This window comes from Aeromonas sp. QDB68 (assembly GCF_027707405.1).
Lineage (GTDB): Bacteria > Pseudomonadota > Gammaproteobacteria > Enterobacterales > Aeromonadaceae > Aeromonas > Aeromonas caviae.
Window position 1 is genome coordinate 24,726 of the sequence record NZ_JAPCIQ010000008.1, and the last position, 26,021, is coordinate 50,746.

Genomic DNA, 26,021 nt, shown 5'->3' on the forward strand with positions numbered 1-26,021 from the left:
CATCACGACGGATCAGTCCGCTCCCGAATGCCGGGGAGTCACTGGTCGCGACCGGTGCGGCGATTACGCTTCGTCGCAGATCGGCTTGGCGAACTCCAGCGCCATGTCCCAGGGCTGTTCAATCCAGGTGTCCTGCGGAATGGCGACTTCGAAGTCATCCACCAGGGGTTCGCCCATGGGCTTGGCGAAGATGGTGATGAACTTGGCTCTGGGGTAGAGCTCGCGGATCGCCTTGGCGGTGCCGCCGGTGTCCACCAGATCGTCCACCACCAGCCAGCCTTCGCCGTCACCTGCGGTGGTGGCAGCCTTCACCACCACCAGCTCGCGCTGGTTGTCGTGGTCATAGCTGGAGATGCAGAGGGTTTCGACATTGCGAATGCCAAGTTCGCGGGCCATCAGGGCCGCAGGCACCAGACCACCGCGACTGACGGCGATGATCCCTTTCCACTGGCTGACAGGCAGTTGACGACGGGCCAGACGGCGCGCTTCGCGTTGCAGGTTATCCCACGATACATAGAATTTCTTAGGCATAGTAATTGGCTCAACGACTTACAGTTAAAACAAAGGGTTAGCGCGCAACATCACGCGGTATCACGCATTCCATGCGGAGCTCTGCCGCCACTTTGCCGCCATTTTTCACCTATGAGTGAGGGCTGATCAGAGGGTTTAATCTGACCGCGTCATCCAAATGTTCGGGGGCAAAATGGGCGTACCTCATGGTCATGGTGATGGTGCTGTGACCGAGGATTCGCTGTAGGACAAGGATATTACCACCATTCATCATAAAATGGCTGGCAAACGTATGTCTGAGCACATGAGAAAGTTGCCCCTCTGGCAGATTCACCCCGGATTTTTGCGCGGCATACTCAAATGCGTCATAGCAGGGAGGGAACAACCTGCCTTCATGGATGCCGCGTTTGGGGATCAGTTCATAGAGCTCTGGCGAGATGGGGACCGAGCGATTGCGCTTGCTCTTGGTCTGGGTGAACGTCAGCCGATACTTGCTCACCTGGGCGCTGGTCAGCCCCTGCACCTCAGACCAACGCGCCCCGGTGGCCAGACAGAGTTTGACCACCGTGGTCAACGCCGGCACCCGGGAGGTCGCGCAACTGGCCAGCAGCATGTCGATTTGCGCTGCCGTGAGGTAGGTCATCTCCGATTCATGGGTTTTGACCTGCCGCAAGCCAGTCAATGGGTGGGGGTTCACCCACTCCCCCAATCGGATCAGCTCCCCAAACACCGCATTCAGCAAGCGTTGTTCGTCGTTCACCGTTTTGGGCCCAGCGGCCCGGTCACGGCAGCGGCCAGGGAAGATGATGGCCCCGGTGAGCCGTCCTTCCCGGTACGTGGCGAAATGCCCCTTGTTGAGATCGACCGCGTAGGGGTTGCCCATCGCCTCGGCCATCAAGTCGAGTTTGCGCTTGACCTGTTCGCCAGAGACCAGAGTCTGCCCATGCAAACGAAACCAGAGGTCGATGACGTCGGACAAGCGCCGCTTGTCTTCGGTCACCTTGTTGGCGGTGAGCCAGGGGTTGCTGTTGCTCTCTTCCAGCAGCCACTTCTCCCAGGCCAGCGCCTCGCCCTTGGTGGCAAAGAGCTTGCGCTTGCGTGGGCCCTCACGGCCTTGGGGATAGACTTCGGCAAGCCAGAGCCGCGGCTTGCCGTCGTCGAGTTTACGAACAGTCATTCTGACTCAAATGGATTGTAAGTCTCGACGGTATAAGATCCATCCGGCAGGGTGGTAGAGCGAGTGAAGTAGCCATTTTGTAACAGTGCGACAAGCTCGACCTGTGTAATAGTTTTCCGCTCAATTTCAACCAAACGCTCACCATCTGGACGGGACACTGCAATGGTTACCGTCCCTTCATCATAGGTTTGAGAATTTATAGCCAACGGGATCCTTTCTTGAATCCGCTCTCCTTGTGATGAACTGGCATTATTTTTACGCAGAACACCAGTGAACTCACCCTCTATTCTGTCAACCGTGTCATACCCTGCAGGTGTTGAAAATTTGACTGAAATCACTCGTTCCTCAGTCATTTTAACAAATTCTGACCACGGACCTTTATGTCCAGAAACATGGCTGCAAATTAGCTCGCCACCAATAAAGTTAAAGGCGTGGCCTTGGGTCCAAACGCTCTTTGATATCTTATCTTTTGGTTTGTCAGAGTTTGTCGTTGATATAACTGTTTGCTTTATATCTAGAGAGGGTCGATGAGCTTCATGGACACAAAAACGCCATCCAGCAGCATAGCCGTCGATGAAACGAGCGATAAGGCATTGTCGCCTTGGCAAAGTGCGCCATGTTGTAAATGTGTCACGAATATAATCTATATCATTGCTGGGCTCACTTTCCGGTACTCCCATCATCAGATCATATTCACCTAACTCAGGAAGTTCTCCGGTATTTAGAAGGTCGATAAATTGTTGCTCGGTCAACGCAAGAGCCCCGGCTTCACGGGCCTTTGCTGTCTTTGTTGGCCCCGCATTAGCACCGCAACATAAGTATGTGAGACGTTTTGTAACGTCTTTCTTAATGGTTAGCCCAGCCTCTTCGGCTTGCATCTCTAACCGTTCTCTATTCGCTTTTGAAAATCCGGTGAATGCAATTTCAGCCCTGCCGGTAGACTGCTTGGAAAAGTTATTCGATGGTTTTAATCTTGGGGAATCGAGCAAGGATGGAACATCAGCAGCGAGTAATTCATTTTCACTATTGAACATCGCAACTATTCTGTCTATTCGGAACGTTCTGAACTGCTTTTTGGGCAGGGCGATGCCTTGTAAGTAGTGGTCGCTAATACTGATATTTACAACATGGTAGCCTTCGATATTTCCGTCAGATTTTTCATAGATAAAAAATGCCTGTTTATCAACAACCTTACTGTTATCAAACATACCCATTCCTTGTATCTGTAAATTAACTGTCAGAATTTTTTACCCGCCCATGCCACGCGACCGACGATATGCACATCGGCCCGTTGGTCCTTGGTCACCACCTGGGTTTCATAGCCAGGATTGTCAGAGATGACCTTGATCCCGCCGAGCACGTCGAATTGCAGCCGCTTCACCAGCAGGCTGTCGCCAATGCGCAGCACATAGAGGCCATCGCGCAGGGCATCGCCGTTGCACAGGTTCACCAGGATGATGTCGTTATTGCTGATGGTGGGCTCCATGCTGTCGCCCTTGGCGCGGATAACCGCCAGCCGTTCCGGTGCCAACCCCTCTTTCTTGAGCCAGTCGGTGCGAAACGCCATCGGGTCGGTTTTCAGTTCGTCGGAAACGGTCGCCCCAAACCCAGCCGACGCAAACACCTGGTAGCAGTCGACCAGGGTGTAATCCTGCATCTGGTGGTAAGCAGCGCTGGATTCTGCGAGCCCAGTCACGTCGTCACCCTGAGCTGCACGTGCATAGGCGGGGACTTCGGGGTGCTCTGTCGCTTGTTCAGGCTTTTCACCAATCCCGAGACATAGCCACAGAAACAGTCGCGGATCATGCCCGCAGATCTGAGAGACCTGGCCTACAGAAGGCATCGTCTCGCCAGTGAGATATTTGCGAATGACTGCATCACTTACGCCCACTCTCCGACCGAACGAGCTGTAACTCTCTCTGCCGACTAGCGCTAGGAGCCTCTTCGCAAAGGCTTTCGTATCAAAGGTCGTGCCGTTCAAGATTCCCATGCCATTTGTAACCCTAGATCGAAATTTGTAATTTCAGGTTGCGCGACATCGCGTTGGCGTATACTCTCGAACTCAAGATCGAACATTCGAACCAAAGCTGTGAGAGGCGATTCGAAGTTCTAGTTCTGATGAGATAACACGCATAGGGGCGCAGTATGACGCAACGTGACACCGAAAGACAGCCTTTAGGGGCGCATGCCGCACCGATAGGTGACGCGGTTCAACCGCAAGTTGACCCACTGGCAGAAGTGCTGCGCCAGTTGGAAACCATCAAACAGAGCCTTGCGCTCACCATGCTGCCGGCCATTCCGCTGGACGCCTTCCTCACCATGCTGCGGGACGAACTCAAGTTCGACCTGCCACTGCGCACCGCCCAGGACATGATCAGCGACGGGCGCCTGCCCATCGTTCCCAAACTGCGTGCTGGCGACAAGCCGTGGGTCAATCTGCACCGCTGGCGCGAGATGACCAAGGAGCCGGAACACTACCTCAAGTTCGTTCATGAGAACTCCCGTCGTCGTGTGGCCAAGGATTCGACCAGCAAGTCGCGCCAGCGCGCTGCTGCTTGACCTAACGGTAGCGATTGAGCACAGGGGGATAAAGTGTCAAACCAGCACACTCGTTCACACAGCCACTTTGCAGGGGCCTGCGACCTGTTCAAGCAGGCGCACAACATCAGCCAATTGGCTGAAACCATCGGCATGTCACACCACGTGCTGCACAACAAATTCAACCCGGCGTGTGAGCGGCACAACCTGACTGCGCACGATCTCATCGCCCTCTACCACGCCACCGGCGACGACACCCTGTTTGATGGTCTGCTGTTTGACTGCGGCCTGACCGCCGTTCGTCTGCCGGATGCCGCCCAGGTTGCCCCAGAGGCCCGCGCCCAGCAGGCGCTCAATGCAGGGGCCCAGATCCTGGGCGTCACGGCCCAGGCCACCACCCTCCTCGCCGGTGACCGCGTCACCAAATCACACCGAAACACCGTCGTCACCGGCATCTGGGCAGGCATCGAGCACCTTGTGCTGCTGGCTACCGAGGTCGAGGACCGCTTTCACGCCATCCCCAGCCTCGCGTGCGCTGCTGATATGGCCCGCGCCGCCATCGGCGCATAGGAGACCAGACCATGAGATTGATTTGCCCCCACTGCGGTTACCACGCGAATACCCGCACCTCCACCAAAATGAGCCCGCTGACAGGCCACGCCTATTACGCCTGCAGCAATGTCAACTGCGGCCACACCTTCAAGGCGGCGTTTGAAATCGTCGGCACCATCAGTCCATCCGCCATGCCCAATCCGGCCATCGTGCTGCCGTTCTGCAAGGGCGTGGGTAAAAACCACAAAACCATGTCGAAGAGCGTCCCGCTCAAGGAGTCAGCATGAAACTGCGCGCCGAGCAGCCGGGGCTGATCCCGCTGCCGTTTTTGCTGTTCAACCGCGCCACCGTCGTCACCAGCGGTGACGAGCCGGTGATGCGCAACACCACCCGTTTCGACGGCAGTTATCTGGAAGACAGCCAGGGCCGCCGTGGCGCGCTGCGGTTCCAGCCGTGCCATCAACCTCGCCCACACTGGCTGACCAAGCTGCTGCAGGCATAACCGGAGGGCCACCCCATGAGCACCGCAAAGATTTTCGAGCTCGTTCAACAGCCCAGCGCCGCAGAGGTGGCGCTGGCAGAGATGCGCGCCCAGTTCGGCCGCAATGGGGCGGCCAGCCGCTGGTCACGCCTGCCGACCAGGGCCCGCGCCGTCATCTGCTACGCCGCCGGGTTATCAACCACCTATGGCACCCGCGAGCTGGACCAGTTCGACTTTGACCAACAAGAGGCGATCCGCCTCGCCCTGGGTGCGCTGCTGGCAACCCTGCATGAGTTTGATGGCGGCGTGCTGCACCGCCGCGAGTGGCACCGCACCACCCGCCGCAGCGAGGGGCCGACCCGCAGCGAGCAGGAACAGGCAGAACACGAGAACAAGCGCCGGGCCGAGCTCAACAAGCAGGCCGGCATGTTGGAAAGCCGCAGAGCGGTTTTGCAGAAGGTGGCCGGAAGCGGCCAATAAAAAACCCCGCTATCGGTGTTGACGCACCAGCGGGGCTTTCAATCAATCAGCGAGGAAAACCTCATGAACAATCTTACAGCAGAACAGGCGATCCGAAAAGTCGCGAACAGCCTCATTAATACCCATCGCCCCCAGCTCGGGGCATGTCACAGCCTCGCCATCGAGGCGAGCCTTGAGGCCCTGGCCGAACTGGCCGACGAGCTGGCCCTGCTCGACATCTACGCCGAGCTGACCAAGCGTCTCGAGATCCTGCAGGGTGGCCAGCGGCCCCACATCATCGGCGTGGACATGGCGGCCCCAGTCCATGACGTCACCGTGATATTCCAGCCGCCTTTTGCCCATGAGCTGCAAGGGGGTGCCCAATGATCGCCATCACCGCCAAGCACATCGCCCCCTCTCCCGCCGATGCCGTCGCCTACCTGGTGCGCCACGGCTACATCAACGTCAAAAACTGCTGGCTGCGTGGCCAGCGCCAAGCCGCCTGCATCGAGCCGCTGCCGTCTGGCCGCGTCCGTGTTCTGGAAGGAGTAGCAGCATGAGCAAGGTCTATGTGAACCCCATGGCAATGCGGGCCCGTCTGGGTGCCGAGTTGGCGGTGCTGGATTTGTCAGGGGTAGCCACTGACTCGGCCTGCGGTTTGGGAAATTGGTTCGACGATCTCGGCGAAGCGCTTTCTGGCGAGTTTGTCGGTGAAGTGAATACCAGCATGGTCGCCATGTCGCTTGCAGTTGGGCGCATGAACGAAATGTCAGCAGTCGAGCTGAGCCAGCGGATGGATGCCTTCGAAGACACCGGAGAGCTGGTCGCGCAGTTACTGGCGGAGGTGAATAAGGTTGTTGGCCTGCGCCGAGAGGATTTGGCTGTCACTCGGTCAGCGGTGTTGCTGCTGGCGATGTATGGAGCGCTGGCATTGGCCAGCCGAGAAGCCAATGCAGACAGCGAAGATGAGGAGTATCCGGCATGAGCAACACCATCATGACCCTCGCCTCCTTGAAGCAGTGGATAGCCGAGAACGAAGCGCGCCTGGTGCCGACCGCCCCGCTCTGCTGCTGCGGTGAACTGGGGATCTCCATCCGTATCGAGGCAGGCTATGTCGCCATCGACGAGCCGGATTTCAGCGACATGGAAGGGGGTGCCCTGTGACTGATGACATGTTCGAACTGGAGCCGCCGATCGACGAGCTGGGCGGCGCCGAATCTGGCCCGGCCCACATGCAGCCGCCGGCACCGGTCAGCCCACTGACCAAGCACTGGGAGGCAGCGCAAGAGGAGTTCAGCACCTCGGGCAGTGATGCCCGCCGAAACCGCAACATCGCCCAGGAGTTGCTGGCCCTGGGCGCCATCCGCGCCGTGTATTGGCTGGCGCTGGGTGGAGGTGAAGTCACGCTGGCCAAAGAGATCGCCGAGTGGTGGGCCGAGTGCGAGCCACTCCACGGATTGGGGGAGACCATCAAATGATCCACGACTTCTGGCTCGATGCCATGTTGAAGGACGCAGCTCGCCGCCGGGAATACCAACTCGAATTGCTGGATGCCCGTCGCCGTCCCTGCCGCCCGCACCAATATATCAAAACCCTGCTGGTCATGGTGCGCGCGGCCCGCCGCTGCGAGCACCAATCTGCCGCCCGTCTGCGCCAGTCATACAACGGAGGCGCCATCTAATGACTCACCATAAACCAGCCGGGCTTGCCCCGGCTTTGGGCGTCGTGCGCCCTGCAAACAGCAAAGCAGCATCGCAACAAGTCTACGACTTGGCGAATTTGGACCAGCAGAGCCTTGAGAAACTGGAATGGATGGCCGACGAGTGGGTAAACCGGCTGCAGGACGTCAGGGTGCGCCCTGCATTCCGCATCAACACCGCCGCCCAGGTCACGCTGGAGCCATGCACCAAGTGCCGCCAGATGGCGGTTTGCCTGCCGGTAGCGGGCCGACACGGTCGCCGCTCTTACCCCTACTGCGTCGAAACCTGCTGGCCACTGGCCCGCGCCGCCAGTGAAACCGTGGTGAAGACCGTCCCGGCCAACGACCGCCCCTCGATGCGCTGCAGTTGCTGCGGCGAGTTCGGCCATGTGCGCCCGGTCATCCTGGGCGGCAACCGGCTCACCAGCCTCTTTTTCTGCGAGGCCACCTGCTGGTCTGATCGGCTCGCCACCCTCGACATGGTACCGACCTGCACAGCCTGCGGCCGCTACCTGCAACCCAACGAGTATGTGAACGGTAAGTGCGGGGTGTGTAAATGAGAGAACTGAATTTCAGCCTCTTCAATGAAATCGTCGTGGACAACTTCGCCGGTGGCGGTGGGGCGTCTACCGGGATCGAGATGGCACTGGGCCGCAGCCCGGAGATCGCCATCAACCACGACCCAGACGCGATCTCCATGCACACCGTCAACCACCCCGAGACCGAGCACTATTGCGAATCGGTGTGGGATATCGTGCCGCGCGATGTAGTGGCGGGCCGCCCGGTCGGGCTCGTCTGGTTGAGCCCAGACTGCAAGCATTTCTCTAAAGCGAAGGGCTCGACCCCGGTCAGCAAGAAGATCCGGGGGCTGGCATGGGTCACCCTGCGTTGGGCTGCGACTGTTCGCCCCCGGGTGATCATGCTGGAGAACGTCGAAGAGTTTCAGACCTGGGGCCCGCTGCTGATCGACTCTGAGGGCAACGCTCGCCCGGATCCAGCCAAGAAGGGCCGCACATTCAACAGCTTCATCAACGCCCTGCGCCGCCAGGGCTACCGAGTGGAGTGGCGCGAACTGCGGGCCTGTGACTACGGCACCCCCACCATCCGCAAGCGCCTGTTTCTGATTGCACGCCGGGATGGCGCCCCCATCGTGTGGCCCAAGCCGACCCATGGCGAACCCGCCAGTGCCGAGGTGAAAGCGGGCAAGCTGCTGCCGTGGCCAACCGCTGCTGACGTGATCGACTGGTCGATCCCGTGCCCCAGCATTTTCCTCACCCAGGAGGAAGCCAAAGCCCAAGGGCTCAACGTAAAACGCCCACTGGCCGAGGCCACAATGCGCCGGATTGCCAAGGGGGTTGAGCGGTTCGTCATAGACGCCGCCGAACCGTTCATCGTGAAGTGCAATCACACCAGTACCCGCACTGTCTACGACGCTTTCCGGGGCCAAAGGCTCTGTGAGCCTCTACAGACAGTCACCGCCGCCCCCGGGTTTGCTCTGGTGCAACCTCAGCTTGCCCCGTTCATCACAGAGCATGCCAACGCCAGCCATCAGCGCAACATGCCTGCTGACGAGCCGCTGCGCACAATCTGCGCCGAAGTGAAGGGCGGGCACTTCGCTCTGGTGGCACCGGTCATCGCTCGCCAGTTCGGCAACTCTGTCGGCCAGTCAGTGGAAGACCCCTTGGGGACTGTCATGGCCAAGGCCGACAAGAGCCAGTTGGTCACCGCCTTCCTAGCCAAGCATTACACAGGCGTCGTGGGTGCAGAGCTGACCCAGCCGCTGCCGACTGTGACTACCGTTGACCACAGTGCGCTGGTTACCAGCCACCTGGTAAAACTGCGCGGCACCTGCCAGCACGGCCAGCCTGTAACCGACCCCATGCCCACTGTCACCGCCGGCGGGCTGCATATCGGCGAGGTGCGGGCCTTCCTGCTCAAGTATTACGGGACAGATTCGGCCATCCCCTGCTCCGAGCCACTACATACCGTGACCACCCGGGATCGGTTCGGTCTGGTCACCGTGCGCGGCGAGGATTACCAGATCGTCGATATCGGAATGCGCATGCTGGAGCCGCATGAGCTGTTTGCTGCCCAGGGGTTCCCGGCCGACTACGTGATCGACCACGACGCCACTGGCAAGAAGTTCACCAAAACAGCGCAGGTGGCTCGCTGCGGCAATGCCGTGTGCCCACCACTGGCTGCCGCTCTGGTTCGCGCCAACCTGCCAGAGATGTGTGCCGATGCGCAGGAGGTGGCGGCATGAACGACGCCATCACCAACCTACACGGGATACAGTTGCCCCAGCACTACCTGGTCGGGCACCACGCCATCAACATGGCCGGGGCGGCCGAGCAACTTGCCCGCATCGAGTGGCATGTTGCCAAGCCGCTGGCCGCAACCTTCCTGCGCCGCTACCCGGCCAACCCCAAGACCGCCAACATCTGGCTGCGCCGCATGGTCGACGCCTGCGCCGCCGCACAGAGCCGGTTTCCGGTACCGGTAATTGATCTTCGCAACGATGTGCGCCGCGAGCTGGTTGCCGCCGAGTGGGCCCGTCGCTGCCAGCAACTGCTGGCCCGGGCCGGCAATGATTACACCGCCGCCGAGCTACTGGTTGAGATCGGCTCTCAAGCAAAGGCGTGGCACTTCTGCCCTCCCCTCCCCATTCACCCGCGTACCAAGGTGGAGCGGCTGCTGGGCCGCCCCCTCAACCAAGAAGAGCGGGATGATCTGGCTGACGAGGTGGACAAGTTCGAGGGAGCCGCCGCCAGCCTGCTGGTGCGCCTGCTCGACGAGTCGTGGTGGCTGCGCAAGATCAACCGCGCCTGGGCCATCTACTGCGAGCTCATTGCCATCCTCACCGGCCAGGTGCGCAAGGGGGTCAGCCCATACGCCAGTGCGCACGCCGTGCGTGAGTTCACCCAGCGTAAAGCAGCCCAGCAAGCCTGGATGGCTGGCATGAGCGCCGTCAACGAAGAGCTGGGGCAAGAGATTGACCTGGTCGATGCGGTGATGGGCTCGGTCGCCAACCCCGAGATCCGCCGTCATGAGCTGATGGTGCGCATGCGGGGCTTTGAAGACATGGCACAGGAGCAGGGCAAACTGGGCCTGTTCCTGACGCTGACCGCCCCCTCCAGCTATCACGCCTGGCGCCAGGGCAGCAAAGACAAGACGAAGACCTACCAGAACGAGAAGTTCAACGGCGCCTGCCCGACCGAGACCAACCGCTTGCTGTGCAAACAGTGGGCCCGCTTTCGTGCCGCCTTGGCCCGCGAGGGGATCATGGCCTTCGGTTTTCGGGTGGTGGAGCCGCACCACGACGGCACCCCGCACTGGCATTGCCTGCTGTTTATCAACCCCGAGCACCAACGCGACTTTCTGACCCTGCTTGCCTACCACTTCACCACCGCCGAACGGGCCGAGCTCAAAATGCCCAACGGCGACCAGCTCGATGCGCTGGCCGAACTGAAAATCCGCAACAAGATGCCGCGCATCAAGTGGCTGCTCGATGTGAACAGCCCGGCGGTGGTCAAGGCCATCAACCCACGGGTGAACTGGAAGGAGATCGACCCAACCCAAGGCAGCGCCACCGGCTACATCGCCAAGTACATCGCCAAGAACATCGACGGCCACAAGGTCGGGATGGATTACGAGGCCGAGGCCCCGGTCGACCACACCACCATCGCGGTCGCGGCCTGGGCGAGCTGCTGGCGTATACGCCAGTTTCAGCAGATAGGCGGCCCTGCTGTGAGCGTATGGCGCGAACTTCGCCGCCTGGGTGACGAGGTAATCGAGTGGGATTGCATCCTGGAAGCCGCTCGCACCGCCGCCGACAACAACCGCTGGGGCGACTTTATCGACGCCATGGGCGGCATTGACCTGCCCCGCAAAGAACACCTGATCCGCCTCTCCAAGCGCCTCGATGAAGCCGCCAACAAGTATGGCGAGGATGTGCTGCGCCTGATGGGGGTGATCACCGACATCGGCATGACCACCGCCATCACCCGCACCGAGGGTTGGCAGATAGTGCGCAAGGGGGTCAACGGGTCGGGTTTGGGCGAGCAGCGCGAGCCTGCAGTGGGCGAGCGCAGCGAGTTGCAGTCAGGCGGCGGCAGCCGCCCCCCTCGGAGTTCTGTCAATAACTGTACGGAAGGATCCAAATCGGGGGTGAAAGGATCCGCTCTGGCTAAAGAGCTGGGCCGAATGGGTCTTGATGAAAGCAACGCCGCCCTGCTGCTGCACGGCAGCATCATCCACGCCGACGGCCAATATGTGCGACTGGTCGGCGATCGGCTGATTGTGACCCGCAACTGGCCGGGGGCTGGCGATGCCGTGGCTGACCAGCTGACCGCCGAGGTCGAGGCAGAGCAGGCCAGCAACCGGGCCGCCAGCAGCGACAAGCTGAAGCAACAGGCCCGCGAGCTGATGCACTCCGGCGGCAACGTCACCGAATGGCTGGCCGCCCTGCCGCTGGCGCAGGCCGAAGAGGCGATCGCCATCTTCACCCGCCTGCTGGATGACGAAGAGGACCGGGCCAGTTACCAGCCCACCGAACAGGAGCAGGCCCGCGTCGCGAGCATGCAAGCCGACAACGACCGCCATCAGGCGGAGATTGCCAAGGCGCGGGCGCGCCTGGGCGTGGAATGAGGGGAATGAAGATGAAAAACGTAATGCTGGATCTGGAAACCATGGGCAAAGGCCCGCGAGCGGCCATCGTCACCATCGGAGCCGTGTTCTTTGACCCGATGACCGGTGAACTGGGTGCCGAATTCGAAGCGCATATCCACCTGAGTGATAGTGCCAGATTCGGTGAGATGGACCCTGACACCGTGTTGTGGTGGCTGGGGCAGAGTGATGAAGCGCGCGCAGCCATTGCCTATAACGTAGATGGCGAAAAGCGGATGGCACTTCTCCAGGCACTGCAAAAGTTTCAGGAGTGGCTGATGGCCAACGGGCAAGAAGGCAAACGACCCTATGTGTGGGGTAACGGTGCTGGGTTTGACTGCACCATCATGGCCAACGCCTATGAAGCGGTAAGAAAAGTGCACTTCATTGGCTACTGGAACGGATTCCAGGATAGGGATGTGCGCACCGTTGTTGATATGGGGCGTGACCTGCTGGGCTTTGACCCGAAAAAAGACATGCCATTCGAGGGGGTTGCCCACCGAGCGCTGGACGATGCCAAGCATCAGGCCCGCTATGTCAGCGCTATCTATCAGGCGCTGGCTTCAAATCAAAACCAAAAAGGAGAGTAATGATGAAAAACGCTGATATGCCGGCCATGCCTGTATCTGGGTCTGATGGGCAGCCAATAGATGTCTTTTCGCTGACCGATGGCCGAGGATCAAATTTGGTCTCAAGTGGTATGACAGTAGGCATGACAAAACGCGAAATGATGGCGATGCACTTCAGTGCAGCCCTGATGAATAACCCGAATTGGGATGACATGACGCAAAATGATGTTGCGATGTTTGCTGTCGGCCAAGCGGATGCCACGCTCAGGGCGCTGGAAGAGTGATAAGTATCGTCACTGTGGCAATCGCCCATGACAGGCTTGTGTTGCGCTCCCCCAATACGGGGAGCGCAAATTGAGGATTTGACGAAAGAGCAGCAGACATAAGCACGATAAATACATCAGATGCAATCGAAGCCAATAATTACGCCTGCTTGAGATGGAGGACACATGAAGCACGACAACGACCATCTGAAATTCCCGTCGGGCAATACGGTTGAATTTTGCCGCAAGAAAGCCAAAAAGCTGGTGAAGGAAGAGAAGGCGAAAGGTAAGGAATTGAAGCTATCCAGAGCTCTGGACGTGGTAGCCATCAGCAACGGGATCCCGGGCGGCTGGGCCGAGGCAATGAATCAGATGGAGATGGAGGCTGCATGCTCCACGAAATGAAAGACTGGATTCGTCGCCATGTTGAGGCATGGCTGGTACTGCTGGCCGCCAAAATCCTGATCGGCCGGAACGTTCATCGCAGCAAGGCCGTATCTCGCAAGGACAACAACAGCATGTGGTACATGGCCGAAGACCTGGAGCAGATAGCCAAGCGGATGCGGAACAAGTACGAGGGGCCGAAAGCATGAGCCTATTTCAATGTGAGCACTGCGGTTGCTGCGAGAACACCGCACTATCAAGCCAGGGATTCGTCAATGGAATGGAGCGTTTTTATGACTGGTCGTATGCACCAGAACGAAAAGGATTGAAGCTTTGTAGCGCATGCGGCCCGACCAGCTTCGCATCTGGCAAGCCAACTGAATACGGAAAGTGGCATGGTCGTTTCCCCAGAACGTTTCTGCCGATGGGGATGTTTCACACCAACCGCGTCGGCAACTTGGCACACAACGAAACCGGCAGCGAGAATTTTCGGGATTTTGAGATAGCCAGTAAGGAAGGCGAGGAGGCCGCATGCACCACGAACTGAAAATCCTGCCGCGCTACTTCCAGCCGGTACTGGACGGCGCCAAGCCGTTCGAGATCCGCGACAACTCTGACCGCGGCTTTCAAGAGGGCGATACCGTCACCCTCAACGAGTGGGACGGCGAACGCTACACCGGCCGCAGCGCCAAACGCCAGATCACCTTCGTCACCGACTATGCCCAGCAGCCGGGCTATGTGGTGTTCGGGATGAAGGAGCATGCGGTATGACTGACATCATCAACCGCGCCGACGTCGAGCGCCTGCTGCCGCTCTGCCAGCGGCTCTGGCCCATCCTCCATCAACACCCGCCGGGATCGGCGGGTCGTGCCGCCATCACCAGCACGCTCGACAACATGCCGGCCACTGACCGCCATCTCTGCGATCTGCTGCTCGACCGCATGGAGCGGGTCATCCGGTTCGAGGATACCTGGTTCCCGTTCTACCTGGGCGAGGTCGACACCCTCACCCCACCGGTGAAGGCCAAGCGGGTGCTACCCACTGGCCCCACCGCCAAGCAGGTATGGAAGGACACCCGGGCGCGGCAGGGTGCATTTGCCAGAAGGGGGTCGGTATGAGCAAACCAAAGGAGGCTACGGAGCGAAAGCAGGCCCAGCGTGCGAGACAGGCCGCTCTAGGCATCAAGCGGGTGGAAGTGGCGCTCTCCACTCACGAACGCGAGCAACTGGAGACCCTGCGCCGGGCTAGAGCCGGATCCGGTCAACCCTACAGCGCCGACGAATACATCAGCACCCTGCTGCGTCGTGACTGGGAACGGTGGCAGCAGCAACAGGTGTAGCTTGCCAAGCAGACCTGCCTGCACTGCGGCCAAAAGCTCCCGGGCGGCTGCGTTGGCGCCTTCAAGGGCGAGGCGGCCTGCTGGCAAACCCAAGGCGATAAAACCTTGGCGCTGTAAACTGATGTGAAATCTCAAAACGTGTCCGGTCACGAAGGCGTGACCGGACACGTTTCATCAATTACCATCGCGGCACAACAAGAGGGGAACATGATGAGCTTTAACCTGTGCAACCTGCCGCCAGCCGAGAAGGCGCTGATAGAGGTAGACAAGGCCGCAGCCTATGCGGTGTGGAAGGAACGCAATGGCAAGCTGGCCACCGCCGAACTTGATAGCTCCGCCTTCACTGGCCATCAGCTTGAGGTGTTCACCAAGGCGTTGGCAAAGTATAGAGCAAGGTAGTTGCTACAATACGGAAGCAAAAGCCCCTATCACAGGGGCTTTGTATTGTCTGAGAACGGGGCAAGGGATAATGCGAATAAATGATTTCTGCAATCGTGCTGAAAAAAAACACGTTGGCAATCCCTCTTGAGCGGTTTTTATACGCCGACTCCCAATGCAGCAGAAAGCGCAGTTCCTAGGACAGAGATAATTAGTCCGGGAACCCATGTATTCTTCAAAGAATTATAAATTGTTTCGACTAGCCCGATATCAGTATCCTTTGACTCTAATTGAGCTTTAATAGCTTCAAGTGCATCAATAAGCGCCTTAAATTGCTCATCCAATGCTCGCCATGCTTTTTCGTAAGCAAGCGTAACATCTCCTGAAGATACAGAAATTTTCTGCCCAATCGTTTTTGAACCAGCGGCTCCGCCAATCGCTGTGACAACTTGCCCAATACCTCCATGCGAGACGATCGATTGACCTGTAACGCTTACGTTTATATTAAATTGATCGGGACTTTCACATATCGACGATATTAGTGACTGCACTATTTTTATCGCATCAAGTTTTTGCATTTTTTCTCCTAGGTATAGGGAAATTTATTATACGGATAGATACCACATAGTAACGACATCCTGTTCCGTATATTTACAATACAATTTTTAAGCATTGAAAACACCACTTGGAATTCAATAATCTACGTAAACAGCCTTGACCCAGCTCTCGTGAAGGAAAGGACGAGAGCCCGCTATGGCCACACCTAACGGCGCTTTCCCCTTAGAACATGAAAGGATCTGACGGGAAATGAAGGATCACAAAGAGGATCTGGAGAAGTGTGCGCGGTCAGTGCTGACGCGGGGAACCGCCAGACGCAAGCGGCCTTTCACCCGAATGGAAATCGACACATGAAGCGCGCAGGCGAGGCGGGGTCCCGATTGCGCGCCAGCGGTGCTGGCAGGGGGGCAGCAGGCTGCGCCAGCCGCTCAGGATGCGCGTGAAAGGATCTGCGAGGGTGCAAGGATAGCCCGCATCGGTGATGCAGCAGCGGGCCGCTGATGCGGCCATGTGAGGGGCAAAAGAAAACCCCGCCAGGTGGCGGGGTGGTCGGGATGCACAGGCAGGGTCAGCGCAGCATGTCGCCTTGGCTGGCCTGCTCGATACCGGCGGCCAGCTTGTAGGGGTTGAACCGGATCACCTCCTCCCCTGCCCAGTCATTGAGCGCCAGCAGGCTGGCCTTGATGCTGTCGATCTCGTTGATGTCGAACACCTGGGCGGCCTTGGTCACATCACCGAAACCGCCGGTGCTGTTAGGCATCACTCCCATCAGCTGGGGCGGTACCCGGTGGGTGGCCAACTGGTCGTCGCGGCTGACGTTCTTGATGGAGAGAAAATCATCCTTGGCCGCCACCTCGGCAACCGGGATCAGCCTCACCCCGTCCTTGCTGCCGTTAGGGGTGTAGAGCAAGAGGTTGCGGAAGTTGCCGGGCCCCTTGCTCTGGCGCAGCGCCTCACGCAAGGCCGCAATGTCGCCCTCGTTCTGCACTGCGTCGGTGATGTGCATGATGAACCCAGCGTGGGATCCATTCTCGTAATACTTGCGGCGGAACAGGGTGGCCGACTCGTTGAGCAGGGTAGAGTTTAGCCCTCCGACATAGTCGGGGATGCCGTAGATCTCCTGGTTGATGTCGCTCTCCATAACATGACCCACCCGCCCGGCTGGCAGCGCCTGCTCCTGCCCGGGCTGGGCAATCCACCAATAGGTGTCCAAGTCCAGAGCGCGCCGGGTGTACTTGGCCCGCAGGTGGTCATAGCGCAGCACCCCGCCGAGCCGGTTCTGCACCACCTGCAGGTAGCCGTTGCCGAAGATCAGATAGTCCAGCGCCAGCCCGGTGAAGGCGGCCAGACTCAGTTTCGGATGCGGGATGAAGCAGGAGCGCAGGATGTTGCGCTTAACCTGAATGGCAGAGGCATGGTGTACCCCGGCCCGGTAGACCCGCGACAAGCCATTGAGCGAGAGCGGCGGTTCATACCAACGCCCGTTGTGCATGGCTTCCAGGTAGTCGAACACCTCCCGCTGGCTGAGCACGGGCACCGGCTCACCGAAGGTAAACGCCTCGATGGTCTGGCTGGTTGCGGCTTGGGTCGCCGTCACCGGCGAGGTATGGCGCTGCGGGCGGCGCTTTCTCATGCGAAAATCTCCATCATGCTGGTATTGGCACCGGTGGCACCTGCCAGCGGTTCGTGTAACAGGGCCTGCATCGTTGCCCAGGCAATATCGCCGTGGCTGACCTCTTCGGAACGGCTCGACTCAAAGGTCGGCATCTTGCCGGCGGTTACCCCCCGGCGAATACTCATAAAAGCGGCTGCCAAATCATTCCAACCGCTGTCAAACTCCAGCCGCCCCTTGTTCATCACATCGATAGCCTTCATGACCATGCGGATCTTCACACTCGGGTTGTACTGGATTGCGGTAACAGCGGGATAGAACACCTTCACATTCTGATAGACACCCTCCCCGATCCCGGTGGTATCGATTCCGATGTAGGCAACGTTGTAGCGAATAGTCATCTGGCGGATTGCCTCTGCCTGGGCTGCAAAATCCATCCCTTTCCACTGGTGACGTTCGAGCACCCGGAACTTACCGCCGGGTACAGCCGGCGGAGCCAGCACGGCGCAACCGGCGCTGTCACCCTGGCCACCCTTGGCCGGGTCATAGCCGATCCACACCGGCCGGTTACCCATTGGTCGCAGGGCAAAATGCTTATAGTCATCCCATACCTCCCAGCTATCGACCATGCACCGTTGCAACATCGCCAACGGGAACACGCTGGACGTGTCATCCATGAAGATGCACATCAACAAGTTGAGGTATTCATCATCGGAGTACTCGCTGCGCAGCTGATCCAGGTCGAACAGGTCGCAGCCACCGCGCACCGCATCTTCGACCGTGACAATCTGCCGCCACTGACCATCGGCGCACAGCTTACCGCTGGCAAGATTGGCGTGGCTCAGGTCAATCTCGACCCGGTCTGCCTTCGCCTTGCCACGGTTGAAGTTGGCGCCGGACCAGAACGCATAGGCGGGATGGGAAAGGCTGGATGGGGTGGAAATGTAGGTCTGGCGCCACTTCTTGTGCATCGCCATGCCGGAAGCCACCTTGCGGAACTCCAGGAAGCCATGGATCCAGAAGTACTCATCCATGTAGATGTTGCCGTGGTAGCTCTGGGCGGTGCGGGCGTTGGTGCCGAGGAAGTAGAGGTGCGCTCCGTTCGGTAGCACCATGGGGTCGCCCTTGAGCTCAACCCCCTCCTCCTTGGCAAACTGGATGATGTACTGCTTGAACACATGAGCCTGCGCCTTGCTGGCCGACAGGAAAATCTGGTTGCGCCCGGTGACCAGGGCATCGATGAAGGCCTCGAAGGCAAAGAAGTAGGTCGCCCCAATCTGGCGAGACTTGAGCAGGTTGCGGATCCTGTGCTGGTTGCCAGCCTCGTACCAGGTGCGCTGGTAGCCAAACATGGTGGACTCGAAGCGCTCGATCAGCCGCTCTTGCTGTTCGGGCTCCACCACATTGCGCTCGGGTGCCTTCTTCGGCCCCTTGTTGCGGTTCGCCACCTTGGGGTTGAGGTCGGCCTCATTGCCTCCGTTGCTGTACTTGTTGACCCGGGCGATCCGCTCCAACTGCCTGCCCAGCAGGTCAATCTCCTTGAAGTCGCCGCCGGTTTTCACCTCCTTGGCGATCAGCTGGCACATCCGCGCCTCGATGGCGAAGTCGACCCGGTCAATGGGTTTGATGTCATCCCAGCCGTCGCGCTTCTTCCATGTCGAGACTGTCCCCTCCGGCGTCTGCAGCAATTCAGCAATGGCGCGGAGCGGATAGCCCTGAAAGAACAGGTGCATGGCCTGCCGTCTGGGTTCGATATGGGGGAAAAGTAAGGGTGCTGTCGTCATGGCGCCAGTCTACCCAGCCACAACCCATCCAAACGCCACCCCGCCAGTGTGCCAGCGCCGTACACACTGGCCGCAGATTGCACGATCCCGCCTGTCACCCAGACCATAACCGCGACATCACCACCCAATCACCAAAGGGATCCCAACCCATGGCAAAGTCCAAATTTTTCCGTGTTGCCGTAGAAGGGGGCACGACCGATGGCCGCGCCATCACCCGCGAATGGCTTGAGCAGATGGCCCAGCGCTACAACCAGTCCACCTACGGCGCCAGGGTCAATATGGAGCACATCCGGGGGATTGACCCCAACGGCCTGTTCAAGATGTACGGCGACATCACCGCCGCCAAGACAGAAGAGGTCACCATCGAGGGCGAGAAACGCCTGGCCCTGTTCGTGCAGATTGACCCGACCCCGGAGTTGATCGAACTGAACAAGAAGCGCCAGAAGGTGTACACCTCGGTCGAGATCCACCCCAATCTGAACGAAAAGGGTGCCTACATGATGGGGCTGGCCGTCACCGACAGCCCGGCCAGCCTCGGCACTGAAATGCTGCAGTTCTGCAGCAAGGCCACGGTCAATCCGCTGGCCTACCGCAAATACCATCCGGAATGCCTGTTCACCGAAGCCTTGGAAACTGTCATCGAACTCGAGGATGAAGGTGAAAAAGGCCCAGGTCTGCTGGAACGGGTAACCGCCCTGTTCTCCACCCACAAGAAGCAATCCACCGACGATTTCAGCGACGTGCACAAGGCCGTCGAAACGGTGGCAAAAGAGGTCACCAGCCTCGATGCCGGCATGCAGAAGAAGTTCACCGAGCAGGCCCAGACCATCACCGAGCTGACCAGCAAGCTGGAAGCCACCACCAAGGCGCTGGACGACCTCACCGCCAAGCTGGAAGGCCAGGAAGATTTCAGCCACAAGCGCGATCCAGCCACCGGCTCCCAAGGCGCCACCATCGAAACCGACTGCTAAGGACCATGCCCAATGCGTAACGAAACCCGCCAAAAGTTCAACGAGTTCACCGGCAAGGTGGCCAAACTCAACGCCATCACCAGCGCCATGGTGCAATTCAACGTACAGCCCAGCGTCCAGCAGACCCTGGAAACCAAAATGCAGGAATCGGTTGAATTCCTGAGCATGATCAACGTCATCCCGGTGCCGGAGATGAAAGGTCAAAAAGTAGGTATCGGCATCAGCAGCACCATTGCCGGCCGTACCGATACCAGCAGCAAAGACCGCCAACCAGCTGATCCGAGCGCCCTCTACCCTCATGACTACGAGTGTGCCAAGACCAACTACGACACCATGTTGGGCTACAACAAACTGGATATCTGGGCCAAGTTCCCCGACTTCCAGACCCGCATCCGTGACGCCATCCTCAAGCGGCAGGGGCTCGACCGCATTATGATCGGCTGGCACGGTACCAGCGTGGCGAAAGACACCGACCGCACCGCTAACTCCCTGTTGCAAGACGTCAACAAAGGCTGGCTGCAGCACATCCGTGACGACGCACCGGCCAAAGTGATGGATGAAGTTGCCGAAGGTAGCGGCAAGATCTACATCTACCAGCCGAAGGGGGAAACCGACACCAAGTCAGGCGACTACCACAACCTCGACGCCTTGGTGTTCGATGCCGTCAACGAGTTGATCGAACCCTGGTACCAGGACGATACCGACTTGGTGGTCATCTGTGGCCGCAAGCTGCTGTCCGACAAGTATTTCCCCATCATCAACAACGCCGATGACAACCAGAACAAGCTGGCCGGCCAGGTGTTGGTGAGCCAGAAGCAGATCGGCGGCCTCAAGGCTGTGCGCGCCCCCTACTTCCCAGAAGATGCCCTGCTGGTCACCAAGCTCGACAACCTCTCCATCTACTGGCAAGAAGGCGCCCGCCGCCGCCACATCGAGGAAGAGCCGAAGCGTGACCGCATCGTCAACTACGAAAGCTCCAACGATGCCTACGTGGTGGAAGACTACGACTGCGTCGCCCTGATCGAAAACATCGTCATCGGGCCGAAACCGGCCGCGGGCGGTTAAGGAGGCGACATGACATCACCTGCCCGTCGCAACCGCGAACGCAAATTGGCCGCCCTGCAAGGGGCGGTCAATCCCCAGTTCGACCAGATGCGCGCCAACGCCTACGAGCTGCAGCTGATGCAGCTGGCCGAACACCGCCGCACCCTCAAAGGAATCCAGAGCATCGAACGCAAGATCGACGCAAAGCGCACCATGCTGGGCGTCTACAAGCCGTGGATTGATGGCCTGTTGGCCGCTGACCGGGGCGAACAAGATGACGTCCTGGTCACTGTCATGCTCTGGACCCTCGACACCGGCGATCTCGAAGGGGCCTTCAACATGGCCGACTACGTGATCCGCCACGGCCTCAGTACCCCGGACCGCTATGAGCGCACCGCCGCCACCCTGATCGCCGAAGAGGTCGCCGACACAGGCATCAAGCTGCAAGAGGCAGGCGCGGGCCCCAGTTATGGCCTGCTGTGCGCTTACCTCGAGCTGCTGACCCACTCCGACATCTTCGACCAGGTTCACGCCAAGCTGCACAAGGCCGTGGGCCGCGCCGCCCTGGCCGAAGGGTTCAAGGAGCAGGCCGCCCAGCACTACCGCCGCGCACTCGAACTGCACGACAAGGTGGGCATCAAGAAAGATCTCGAAGTGCTCGAGCGCGACATCAAGAAGGAAAAAGAAGCCGCACAGGCAGCCAAAGCAGCGGAAGAACAGGCAGAAGCAGAACAAGCCGCCAGAGACGCCGAGCAAATGGCAGCCGAAAGCGGCACCACCGAACAGCAGCCCGACGCCACCGGCGGCGGCAGCTAACCGAGCGAACCCCGCACCCTGGGCGGCTCGGGCCTGACGAATGCGTTTCGCATACCAGACGGCCCGACCACCGCCCAACAAGCGGAAAAGGAACACCATGAGCACCGGATTCATTGCCAATGCCACCACGTCGCCAGCCGAAGGGGAGATAGACTCCAGCCCCTTCTGGCCGGCGATCTCGCTGCCTGACCTGCGCGACACCGTCCGGCTCGATGGCACCGTCACCACGGCCCGCCTCAAGCATGCCGTCATCGACGCCATCACCAGCGTCAACCGGGATCTGGCTGACTGGCGCCGCGCCCGTGAGGCAGAAGGGGTCGCCACCCTGGCCGCCGTACCGGGCGAGGTCATCAATGGCGAATCGGCGTACCTGCACAGCTACCGGCGCGCCGTCTATGCCATGACCCGCGCCAACCTGCTGGAGCGTTACACCGACTACAGCGCCACCGGTGATGGCGTCAAAGGGGCCGATGCCAAAATCATCAGCTCTGACGACCTCTACCGCGACGCCCGCTTTGCCATTCGCGACATCCTCGGTACCACCCACATCACCGTGGCGCTCATCTGATGGAGCTGCGCAGCCAACAGGGTGACACCCTCGACCTCATCCTGTTCCGGCACTACGGCTACACCGCAGGCATCACCGAGCAGGTGCTCGCACTCAACCACGGTTTGGCCGCGCTCGGCCCCATCCTCCCGACCGGAACCCTCATCACAATGCCAGCGGCCCCCACCCAGGCCGAGCAGCCGCTGATCCAGCTATGGGACTGACCATGAGCCGCCTCGACGACGAACTCGAACGACTGGCCGACATCAGCGAGCAGCAACTCGCTGCCCGCATCCACGCCGCCCGCATCAGTGGCACCGGCCCGCACTACTGCATCGACTGCGAAAACACCATCCCGCAGGCGCGCCGTGAAGCACAGCGGGGCTGCGAACGCTGCGCCGAGTGCCAGACCATCCACGAATTTCAAACCGCTCGCCACTACGGCAGCAAACGATAAAAACAGGAGAGCACGATGCCAGAACCCATTTCATCCAGTGCAGCAACCAGCACCCTGAGCGCCTTGGCGTTGCTGTCCCTCTTCCCGGGCGTAGACCCCGGCGTCCTGCTCGGTGCATTCGCCGGGGCGCTGGTGTTCATCGCCACCACCGCCGAGCTGGGCAACCTGCGCAAAGCGGGCCTGTTCGTTGCCGCCTTCGTGGCGGGGGCACTGGCGGCGCCGCTGGTTGCCGCCATGCTGGCCAGCGTGCTGCCGCTCAGCGTCGAGGTCCCCAGGGCTGTCGGCGCAATGCTCGCCTCGGCGCTGGCCGTCCACCTGTTGCAGTGGATCCTGCGCAAAACGCCGGAAGACCTGCTCAAACTCCGCAAAGGGGGCTGACATGCTGACCATCCTCTACGCCATGATCTGCGCCGCCATCGCGCTGCGTATCGCCACCTTCAACCGCAACGGGGGCGACTATCGCCCCCTCCCTGCCGTGCTGGCCTGGCTGCTCACCTTCGCCGCCGGTTCCGTGCCCCTGCGTGCCCTGATCGGGGCACTGCCCGCTCCTGACCCCGCCGCCGTCCTGCTGGCCTCTGTCGTACTCACCGCCCTGATCGGCTCTCGCGGATCCGTCATGCGCCTGCTGCCACGCCGTCGTCAGCAACCGACCACCGCCAGCCACCTGAACGGGAGGTTTCAACCATGAGCCTGAAAAAAGGGGATACCGGCGCCGCCGTCGCCGACCTGCAGCGTCGGCTGGCCAAAGCAGGTTATCCGCTCGATCCGGATGGCTGGTTTGGCGATGCCACCGAGCGCGCCCTGCTCGCCTTTCAGCGGGACTACATGATCACCGCCATCGGCCAGGCTGGACCCCGCACAATGGCCGCCCTGCTCGGCAGCGAGCGGGGCAACCAGTTGCGCATCGGCGACATGCAGGCTGGCGCTGACCTGCTGGGCCTGCCGCTGGCCACCATGGCCACCGTCGCCCAGGTCGAGAGCATCGGCGAGGGGTTCACCACCGACATGCGTCCGGTGGTGCTGTTCGAGCGGCATGTGTTCTACAAGCAGCTCACCCAGCACCTGGGCAAGGGCACTGCCGACCAGATGGCCGCCCATTACCCCAACCTGGTCAACCCCAAGCGCGGCGGCTATGCGGGCGGGGCGGCCGAGTGGGAGCGGCTGCAACTCGCCATCAGCCTGCACCGGGATGCCGCCATCGAGTCGGCCAGTTGGGGAATGTTCCAGATCATGGGCTTCCACTGGCAGGCGCTAGGCTTTGCCTCGGCCAGCGACTGGCAGACCGCCATGCAGCGCAGCGAAGTGGACCACCTCACCGCCCTGTGCCGCTTCATCCAGCAAGATCCCGCCATGCACAAGGCCATGCAGGGTCGAAAGTGGGCTGACTTTGCCCGCCGCTACAACGGCCCGGCCTACAAGGACAATGACTACGACACCAAGCTGGCCAAGGCATACGACCATTTTGCCAAGGTCTATCCGGTGAAGGAGGTGGCGGATGCCTCGGCCTAAGTGCGGTCACTTGGTAGGGAAATCCTGCACCAAGCTGGATGCGAAGTGTCTGGAATTGCGCTGGCTTGGTGGCTGCGTGGTCTGCCCGTTCAGAGGATGTAACCAGAATAAGCCGCAGTCCACCCCACCACCGAGGAAACCGTAATGGCATTACTACGCTCCCCCCTCACCTGGTTGCTGCTGGCCCTGACCGTCGCCTTGGCAGGCTGGGGTTGGTCGGCCCGCTCCGCCGCCAAGGCTGAGGGCAAAGTCTCCACCCTGCAAAGCGACCTCAAGGCGGCCAACGACAAGGCCGTCGAGGCCGAGCGGCGGGAGAAGACCAAAGACGGGGCCATCGATACCCTCAACAGCGAGCTGGACGCCCAGGCAACCGCCGCCGCCAAGCTCCAACACCAACTTGGTGATCTGACCATCACGGCCGCCACCCGGGCCGACACCATCAAGAGGCTCAAACGTGAAAATGCTGAACTCAAGGAGTGGGCTGATCGCCCTCTGCCTGATCCTGTTGTCAGGCTGCTCCAGCGCCCCGCCCTCACCGGCGCCGCAGATTATCAGGCTCACCTGTCCAGCCCCGGCGCCCTGCCAACTGCCGGCAGCCAGCCCGGTCAATAACGGTGATCTGCTCGACCAACTGACCCAGACCGAGGCGGCATGGGCCACCTGCGCCGCCCAGGTCGACAGCCTTATCGCCTGCCAGCAACGCCACCAGAACGGGAGGGAGCATGGAAAAACCAAAACAGATCCGTGAGGTACTGACCCGCTGCGTTCCCCACCTCAAGACCAACCCGGACAAGCTGCACATCTTTATCGCCCCGGGCAATGTCGAAAGCACCGGTGCCCGCTCGCTCTCGTTCGAGTGGCAATACCCCCTCACCATCGGCATCGAGGACTTTGCCGGCCACCCGGACCAGATCATGGTGCCGCTGCTGGCCTGGCTGCGCCAACACCAGCCCGAGCTGATGACCAACGACGAGCAGCGCAAAGAGGGCATCACCTTCGAGGCAGAATTCCTCGCCAACGACCTGATGGACCTCATCATCACCGTCAAGCTGACCGAGCGGGTCAGGGTGTGGCAAAACGAACAGGGGATTGGCTGGGAGCACCTGCCAGAACCGCCGGAAGACCCATATGACGGCATCACCTGGGAACTCTTTATCAACGGGGAGCCTCAGCCATGGCCGCCGACGACCTGAACCGCCTGACCCATTGGGCCGATGGCCTGCTTGCCAGCATGGAACCCGCCGCCCGCCGTCAGTTGGCGGGCGAGATAGCCCGCACCTTGCGCGCCAGCCAGGCCCAGCGGATCCGCGCCAACCGCCAGCCAGATGGCAGCCCCATGGCCCCGCGCAAGCCTCAGCCCAAGCTGAAAAAAAACCGGGGGCGCCTGCGCCGCAAGATGTTCTTCAAGATAAGCAACCCCGCCTGGCTCAAGGCCCGCGCCAATGAACATCAAGCCGTGGTCGAGTTTGTCGGCACCGCCAACCGGCTCGCCACCATTCACCAATATGGTCTCAAAGACCGCATCAAGGGCCGCGAGATCTCATACCCGGCGCGGGAACTGCTCGGCATCACAGAACAAGAGCGGGACCAGCTAGAAACCACCCTGCTCGCCCACCTCACCAAAGGACTGTAACCACCGCCGCCAGTGTGCCAGCGCCGTACACACTGGCCGCCCCTCGCCTTACTCGCCATTGCCCAAAACAATGGCC

The 26,021-nt window shown here is 60.2% G+C and carries 43 protein-coding genes; 36 read left to right on the plus strand and 7 right to left on the minus strand.

Annotation, left to right across the window (positions count from 1 at the left end):
• Positions 1-63: 63 nt before the first annotated feature.
• From gpt to PG892_RS04490, 4 genes are all read right to left on the minus strand, one after another.
• The gene (gene gpt, locus PG892_RS04475) at positions 64-531 is read right to left on the minus strand and encodes a xanthine phosphoribosyltransferase (RefSeq protein WP_039040347.1); all 468 of its coding nucleotides are present in this window, start codon (positions 529-531) and stop codon (positions 64-66) included.
• Between the two features lie 109 nt (positions 532-640).
• Positions 641-1,687: a phage integrase gene (locus PG892_RS04480; RefSeq protein WP_270825141.1), complete on the minus strand. Its 1,047-nt coding sequence runs from the start codon at positions 1,685-1,687 to the stop codon at positions 641-643.
• Positions 1,684-2,895 (minus strand): BRCT domain-containing protein, encoded by a 1,212-nt coding sequence (locus tag PG892_RS04485; RefSeq protein WP_270825142.1) that lies wholly within the window; start codon positions 2,893-2,895, stop codon positions 1,684-1,686. The genes PG892_RS04480 and PG892_RS04485 overlap by 4 nt, the downstream gene beginning before the upstream one ends.
• Positions 2,896-2,924: 29 nt before the next feature.
• Positions 2,925-3,383, minus strand: a complete 459-nt coding sequence (locus PG892_RS04490; protein WP_270825143.1) for a S24 family peptidase — start codon at positions 3,381-3,383, stop codon at positions 2,925-2,927.
• Positions 3,384-3,832: 449 nt separating this feature from the next.
• On the opposite strand from PG892_RS04490, the gene PG892_RS04495 reads away from it, so the two are divergent.
• The 23 genes from PG892_RS04495 to PG892_RS04605 all read left to right on the plus strand — a co-directional run bounded on the left by PG892_RS04495 (position 3,833) and on the right by PG892_RS04605 (position 15,035).
• Positions 3,833-4,246: a hypothetical protein gene (locus PG892_RS04495; RefSeq protein ID WP_270825144.1), complete on the plus strand. Its 414-nt coding sequence runs from the start codon at positions 3,833-3,835 to the stop codon at positions 4,244-4,246.
• 33 nt (positions 4,247-4,279) lie between these two features.
• The gene (locus PG892_RS04500) at positions 4,280-4,795 is read left to right on the plus strand and encodes a phage regulatory CII family protein (RefSeq protein ID WP_270825145.1); all 516 of its coding nucleotides are present in this window, start codon (positions 4,280-4,282) and stop codon (positions 4,793-4,795) included.
• 11 nt (positions 4,796-4,806) lie between these two features.
• Positions 4,807-5,064 carry an ogr/Delta-like zinc finger family protein gene (locus PG892_RS04505; protein WP_270825146.1) on the plus strand — a complete coding sequence of 86 codons (258 nt, stop codon included), beginning with the start codon at positions 4,807-4,809 and terminating at the stop codon, positions 5,062-5,064.
• Positions 5,061-5,279 (plus strand): hypothetical protein, encoded by a 219-nt coding sequence (locus tag PG892_RS04510; protein ID WP_104455397.1) that lies wholly within the window; start codon positions 5,061-5,063, stop codon positions 5,277-5,279. Before PG892_RS04505 ends, PG892_RS04510 begins: the two co-directional genes overlap by 4 nt.
• Before the next feature lie 15 nt (positions 5,280-5,294).
• The gene (locus tag PG892_RS04515; protein WP_270825147.1) at positions 5,295-5,738 is read left to right on the plus strand and encodes a hypothetical protein; all 444 of its coding nucleotides are present in this window, start codon (positions 5,295-5,297) and stop codon (positions 5,736-5,738) included.
• A 63-nt stretch (positions 5,739-5,801) separates the two neighbouring features.
• Positions 5,802-6,104 carry a hypothetical protein gene (locus tag PG892_RS04520; RefSeq protein ID WP_104452390.1) on the plus strand — a complete coding sequence of 101 codons (303 nt, stop codon included), beginning with the start codon at positions 5,802-5,804 and terminating at the stop codon, positions 6,102-6,104.
• Complete coding sequence (locus tag PG892_RS04525) at positions 6,101-6,277, plus strand: hypothetical protein (protein WP_270825148.1); 177 nt, start codon at positions 6,101-6,103, stop codon at positions 6,275-6,277. The genes PG892_RS04520 and PG892_RS04525 overlap by 4 nt, the downstream gene beginning before the upstream one ends.
• The gene (locus PG892_RS04530; RefSeq protein ID WP_104452389.1) at positions 6,274-6,702 is read left to right on the plus strand and encodes a hypothetical protein; all 429 of its coding nucleotides are present in this window, start codon (positions 6,274-6,276) and stop codon (positions 6,700-6,702) included. The genes PG892_RS04525 and PG892_RS04530 overlap by 4 nt, the downstream gene beginning before the upstream one ends.
• Complete coding sequence (locus PG892_RS04535; protein WP_104452388.1) at positions 6,699-6,881, plus strand: hypothetical protein; 183 nt, start codon at positions 6,699-6,701, stop codon at positions 6,879-6,881. The genes PG892_RS04530 and PG892_RS04535 overlap by 4 nt, the downstream gene beginning before the upstream one ends.
• Entirely contained in the window at positions 6,878-7,195 is a 318-nt protein-coding gene (locus PG892_RS04540) for a hypothetical protein (protein WP_270825149.1), read from the plus strand. Before PG892_RS04535 ends, PG892_RS04540 begins: the two co-directional genes overlap by 4 nt.
• Entirely contained in the window at positions 7,192-7,398 is a 207-nt protein-coding gene (locus PG892_RS04545) for a hypothetical protein (protein ID WP_270825150.1), read from the plus strand. The genes PG892_RS04540 and PG892_RS04545 overlap by 4 nt, the downstream gene beginning before the upstream one ends.
• An 89-nt stretch (positions 7,399-7,487) precedes the next feature.
• Complete coding sequence (locus tag PG892_RS04550) at positions 7,488-7,976, plus strand: hypothetical protein (protein ID WP_270825151.1); 489 nt, start codon at positions 7,488-7,490, stop codon at positions 7,974-7,976.
• Positions 7,973-9,679 (plus strand): DNA cytosine methyltransferase, encoded by a 1,707-nt coding sequence (locus tag PG892_RS04555; RefSeq protein ID WP_270825153.1) that lies wholly within the window; start codon positions 7,973-7,975, stop codon positions 9,677-9,679. Before PG892_RS04550 ends, PG892_RS04555 begins: the two co-directional genes overlap by 4 nt.
• Positions 9,676-12,063 (plus strand): replication endonuclease, encoded by a 2,388-nt coding sequence (locus tag PG892_RS04560; RefSeq protein ID WP_270825154.1) that lies wholly within the window; start codon positions 9,676-9,678, stop codon positions 12,061-12,063. Before PG892_RS04555 ends, PG892_RS04560 begins: the two co-directional genes overlap by 4 nt.
• An 11-nt stretch (positions 12,064-12,074) precedes the next feature.
• Positions 12,075-12,671 carry a 3'-5' exonuclease gene (locus PG892_RS04565; protein WP_270825155.1) on the plus strand — a complete coding sequence of 199 codons (597 nt, stop codon included), beginning with the start codon at positions 12,075-12,077 and terminating at the stop codon, positions 12,669-12,671.
• A gap of 2 nt (positions 12,672-12,673) precedes the next feature.
• Positions 12,674-12,934, plus strand: a complete 261-nt coding sequence (locus PG892_RS04570) for a hypothetical protein (RefSeq protein ID WP_210538150.1) — start codon at positions 12,674-12,676, stop codon at positions 12,932-12,934.
• 165 nt (positions 12,935-13,099) lie between these two features.
• On the plus strand, positions 13,100-13,318 hold the full coding sequence (locus PG892_RS04575) for a hypothetical protein (RefSeq protein WP_210538151.1): 219 nt from the start codon (positions 13,100-13,102) through the stop codon (positions 13,316-13,318).
• Positions 13,303-13,506, plus strand: a complete 204-nt coding sequence (locus PG892_RS04580) for a hypothetical protein (RefSeq protein WP_210538152.1) — start codon at positions 13,303-13,305, stop codon at positions 13,504-13,506. Before PG892_RS04575 ends, PG892_RS04580 begins: the two co-directional genes overlap by 16 nt.
• On the plus strand, positions 13,503-13,844 hold the full coding sequence (locus PG892_RS04585; RefSeq protein WP_210538153.1) for a hypothetical protein: 342 nt from the start codon (positions 13,503-13,505) through the stop codon (positions 13,842-13,844). Before PG892_RS04580 ends, PG892_RS04585 begins: the two co-directional genes overlap by 4 nt.
• Positions 13,829-14,068 carry a DUF3850 domain-containing protein gene (locus PG892_RS04590; protein ID WP_210538154.1) on the plus strand — a complete coding sequence of 80 codons (240 nt, stop codon included), beginning with the start codon at positions 13,829-13,831 and terminating at the stop codon, positions 14,066-14,068. Before PG892_RS04585 ends, PG892_RS04590 begins: the two co-directional genes overlap by 16 nt.
• Positions 14,065-14,415 carry a hypothetical protein gene (locus PG892_RS04595; protein WP_210538155.1) on the plus strand — a complete coding sequence of 117 codons (351 nt, stop codon included), beginning with the start codon at positions 14,065-14,067 and terminating at the stop codon, positions 14,413-14,415. Before PG892_RS04590 ends, PG892_RS04595 begins: the two co-directional genes overlap by 4 nt.
• Positions 14,412-14,636, plus strand: a complete 225-nt coding sequence (locus tag PG892_RS04600; RefSeq protein WP_270825156.1) for a hypothetical protein — start codon at positions 14,412-14,414, stop codon at positions 14,634-14,636. Before PG892_RS04595 ends, PG892_RS04600 begins: the two co-directional genes overlap by 4 nt.
• A gap of 207 nt (positions 14,637-14,843) precedes the next feature.
• A complete protein-coding gene (locus PG892_RS04605; RefSeq protein ID WP_270825157.1) occupies positions 14,844-15,035 on the plus strand; it encodes a DUF3283 family protein in 192 nt (63 codons plus the stop codon).
• Positions 15,036-15,172: 137 nt separating this feature from the next.
• Here PG892_RS04605 and PG892_RS04610 read toward each other — a convergent pair whose 3' ends face one another.
• From PG892_RS04610 to PG892_RS04620, 3 genes are all read right to left on the minus strand, one after another.
• Positions 15,173-15,592, minus strand: a complete 420-nt coding sequence (locus tag PG892_RS04610; RefSeq protein WP_270825158.1) for a hypothetical protein — start codon at positions 15,590-15,592, stop codon at positions 15,173-15,175.
• Between the two features lie 548 nt (positions 15,593-16,140).
• Positions 16,141-17,205 carry a phage portal protein gene (locus tag PG892_RS04615; RefSeq protein ID WP_270825159.1) on the minus strand — a complete coding sequence of 355 codons (1,065 nt, stop codon included), beginning with the start codon at positions 17,203-17,205 and terminating at the stop codon, positions 16,141-16,143.
• Complete coding sequence (locus tag PG892_RS04620) at positions 17,202-18,968, minus strand: terminase ATPase subunit family protein (RefSeq protein WP_270825160.1); 1,767 nt, start codon at positions 18,966-18,968, stop codon at positions 17,202-17,204. The genes PG892_RS04615 and PG892_RS04620 overlap by 4 nt, the downstream gene beginning before the upstream one ends.
• A 149-nt stretch (positions 18,969-19,117) precedes the next feature.
• Between PG892_RS04620 and PG892_RS04625 the strand changes: the two genes are divergently transcribed.
• From PG892_RS04625 to PG892_RS04685, 13 genes are all read left to right on the plus strand, one after another.
• Entirely contained in the window at positions 19,118-19,939 is an 822-nt protein-coding gene (locus PG892_RS04625) for a GPO family capsid scaffolding protein (protein WP_236758579.1), read from the plus strand.
• A 12-nt stretch (positions 19,940-19,951) separates the two neighbouring features.
• Positions 19,952-21,004 (plus strand): phage major capsid protein, P2 family, encoded by a 1,053-nt coding sequence (locus PG892_RS04630; protein ID WP_270825161.1) that lies wholly within the window; start codon positions 19,952-19,954, stop codon positions 21,002-21,004.
• A gap of 9 nt (positions 21,005-21,013) precedes the next feature.
• Entirely contained in the window at positions 21,014-21,799 is a 786-nt protein-coding gene (gene gpM / locus PG892_RS04635) for a phage terminase small subunit (protein ID WP_270825162.1), read from the plus strand.
• A 97-nt stretch (positions 21,800-21,896) separates the two neighbouring features.
• On the plus strand, positions 21,897-22,367 hold the full coding sequence (locus tag PG892_RS04640; protein ID WP_139737919.1) for a head completion/stabilization protein: 471 nt from the start codon (positions 21,897-21,899) through the stop codon (positions 22,365-22,367).
• Positions 22,367-22,570: a tail protein X gene (locus PG892_RS04645; protein ID WP_270825163.1), complete on the plus strand. Its 204-nt coding sequence runs from the start codon at positions 22,367-22,369 to the stop codon at positions 22,568-22,570. The genes PG892_RS04640 and PG892_RS04645 overlap by 1 nt, the downstream gene beginning before the upstream one ends.
• A gap of 2 nt (positions 22,571-22,572) precedes the next feature.
• Positions 22,573-22,803 (plus strand): TraR/DksA C4-type zinc finger protein, encoded by a 231-nt coding sequence (locus PG892_RS04650; protein ID WP_270825164.1) that lies wholly within the window; start codon positions 22,573-22,575, stop codon positions 22,801-22,803.
• A gap of 15 nt (positions 22,804-22,818) precedes the next feature.
• Positions 22,819-23,181 (plus strand): putative holin, encoded by a 363-nt coding sequence (locus PG892_RS04655; RefSeq protein WP_041214915.1) that lies wholly within the window; start codon positions 22,819-22,821, stop codon positions 23,179-23,181.
• Between the two features lies 1 nt (position 23,182).
• Positions 23,183-23,491, plus strand: a complete 309-nt coding sequence (locus tag PG892_RS04660; RefSeq protein ID WP_244056013.1) for a phage holin family protein — start codon at positions 23,183-23,185, stop codon at positions 23,489-23,491.
• Positions 23,488-24,312 carry an N-acetylmuramidase family protein gene (locus PG892_RS04665; protein WP_270825166.1) on the plus strand — a complete coding sequence of 275 codons (825 nt, stop codon included), beginning with the start codon at positions 23,488-23,490 and terminating at the stop codon, positions 24,310-24,312. The genes PG892_RS04660 and PG892_RS04665 overlap by 4 nt, the downstream gene beginning before the upstream one ends.
• Positions 24,313-24,456: 144 nt before the next feature.
• Positions 24,457-24,924 carry an Rz-like lysis system protein LysB gene (gene lysB, locus PG892_RS04670; protein ID WP_270825168.1) on the plus strand — a complete coding sequence of 156 codons (468 nt, stop codon included), beginning with the start codon at positions 24,457-24,459 and terminating at the stop codon, positions 24,922-24,924.
• Complete coding sequence (gene lysC / locus PG892_RS04675) at positions 24,818-25,060, plus strand: Rz1-like lysis system protein LysC (protein ID WP_270825169.1); 243 nt, start codon at positions 24,818-24,820, stop codon at positions 25,058-25,060. Before lysB ends, lysC begins: the two co-directional genes overlap by 107 nt.
• A complete protein-coding gene (locus PG892_RS04680) occupies positions 25,035-25,505 on the plus strand; it encodes a phage tail protein (RefSeq protein ID WP_270825170.1) in 471 nt (156 codons plus the stop codon). The genes lysC and PG892_RS04680 overlap by 26 nt, the downstream gene beginning before the upstream one ends.
• The gene (locus tag PG892_RS04685; protein ID WP_270825171.1) at positions 25,487-25,945 is read left to right on the plus strand and encodes a phage virion morphogenesis protein; all 459 of its coding nucleotides are present in this window, start codon (positions 25,487-25,489) and stop codon (positions 25,943-25,945) included. Before PG892_RS04680 ends, PG892_RS04685 begins: the two co-directional genes overlap by 19 nt.
• The last annotated feature ends 76 nt before the right edge of the window (positions 25,946-26,021 follow it).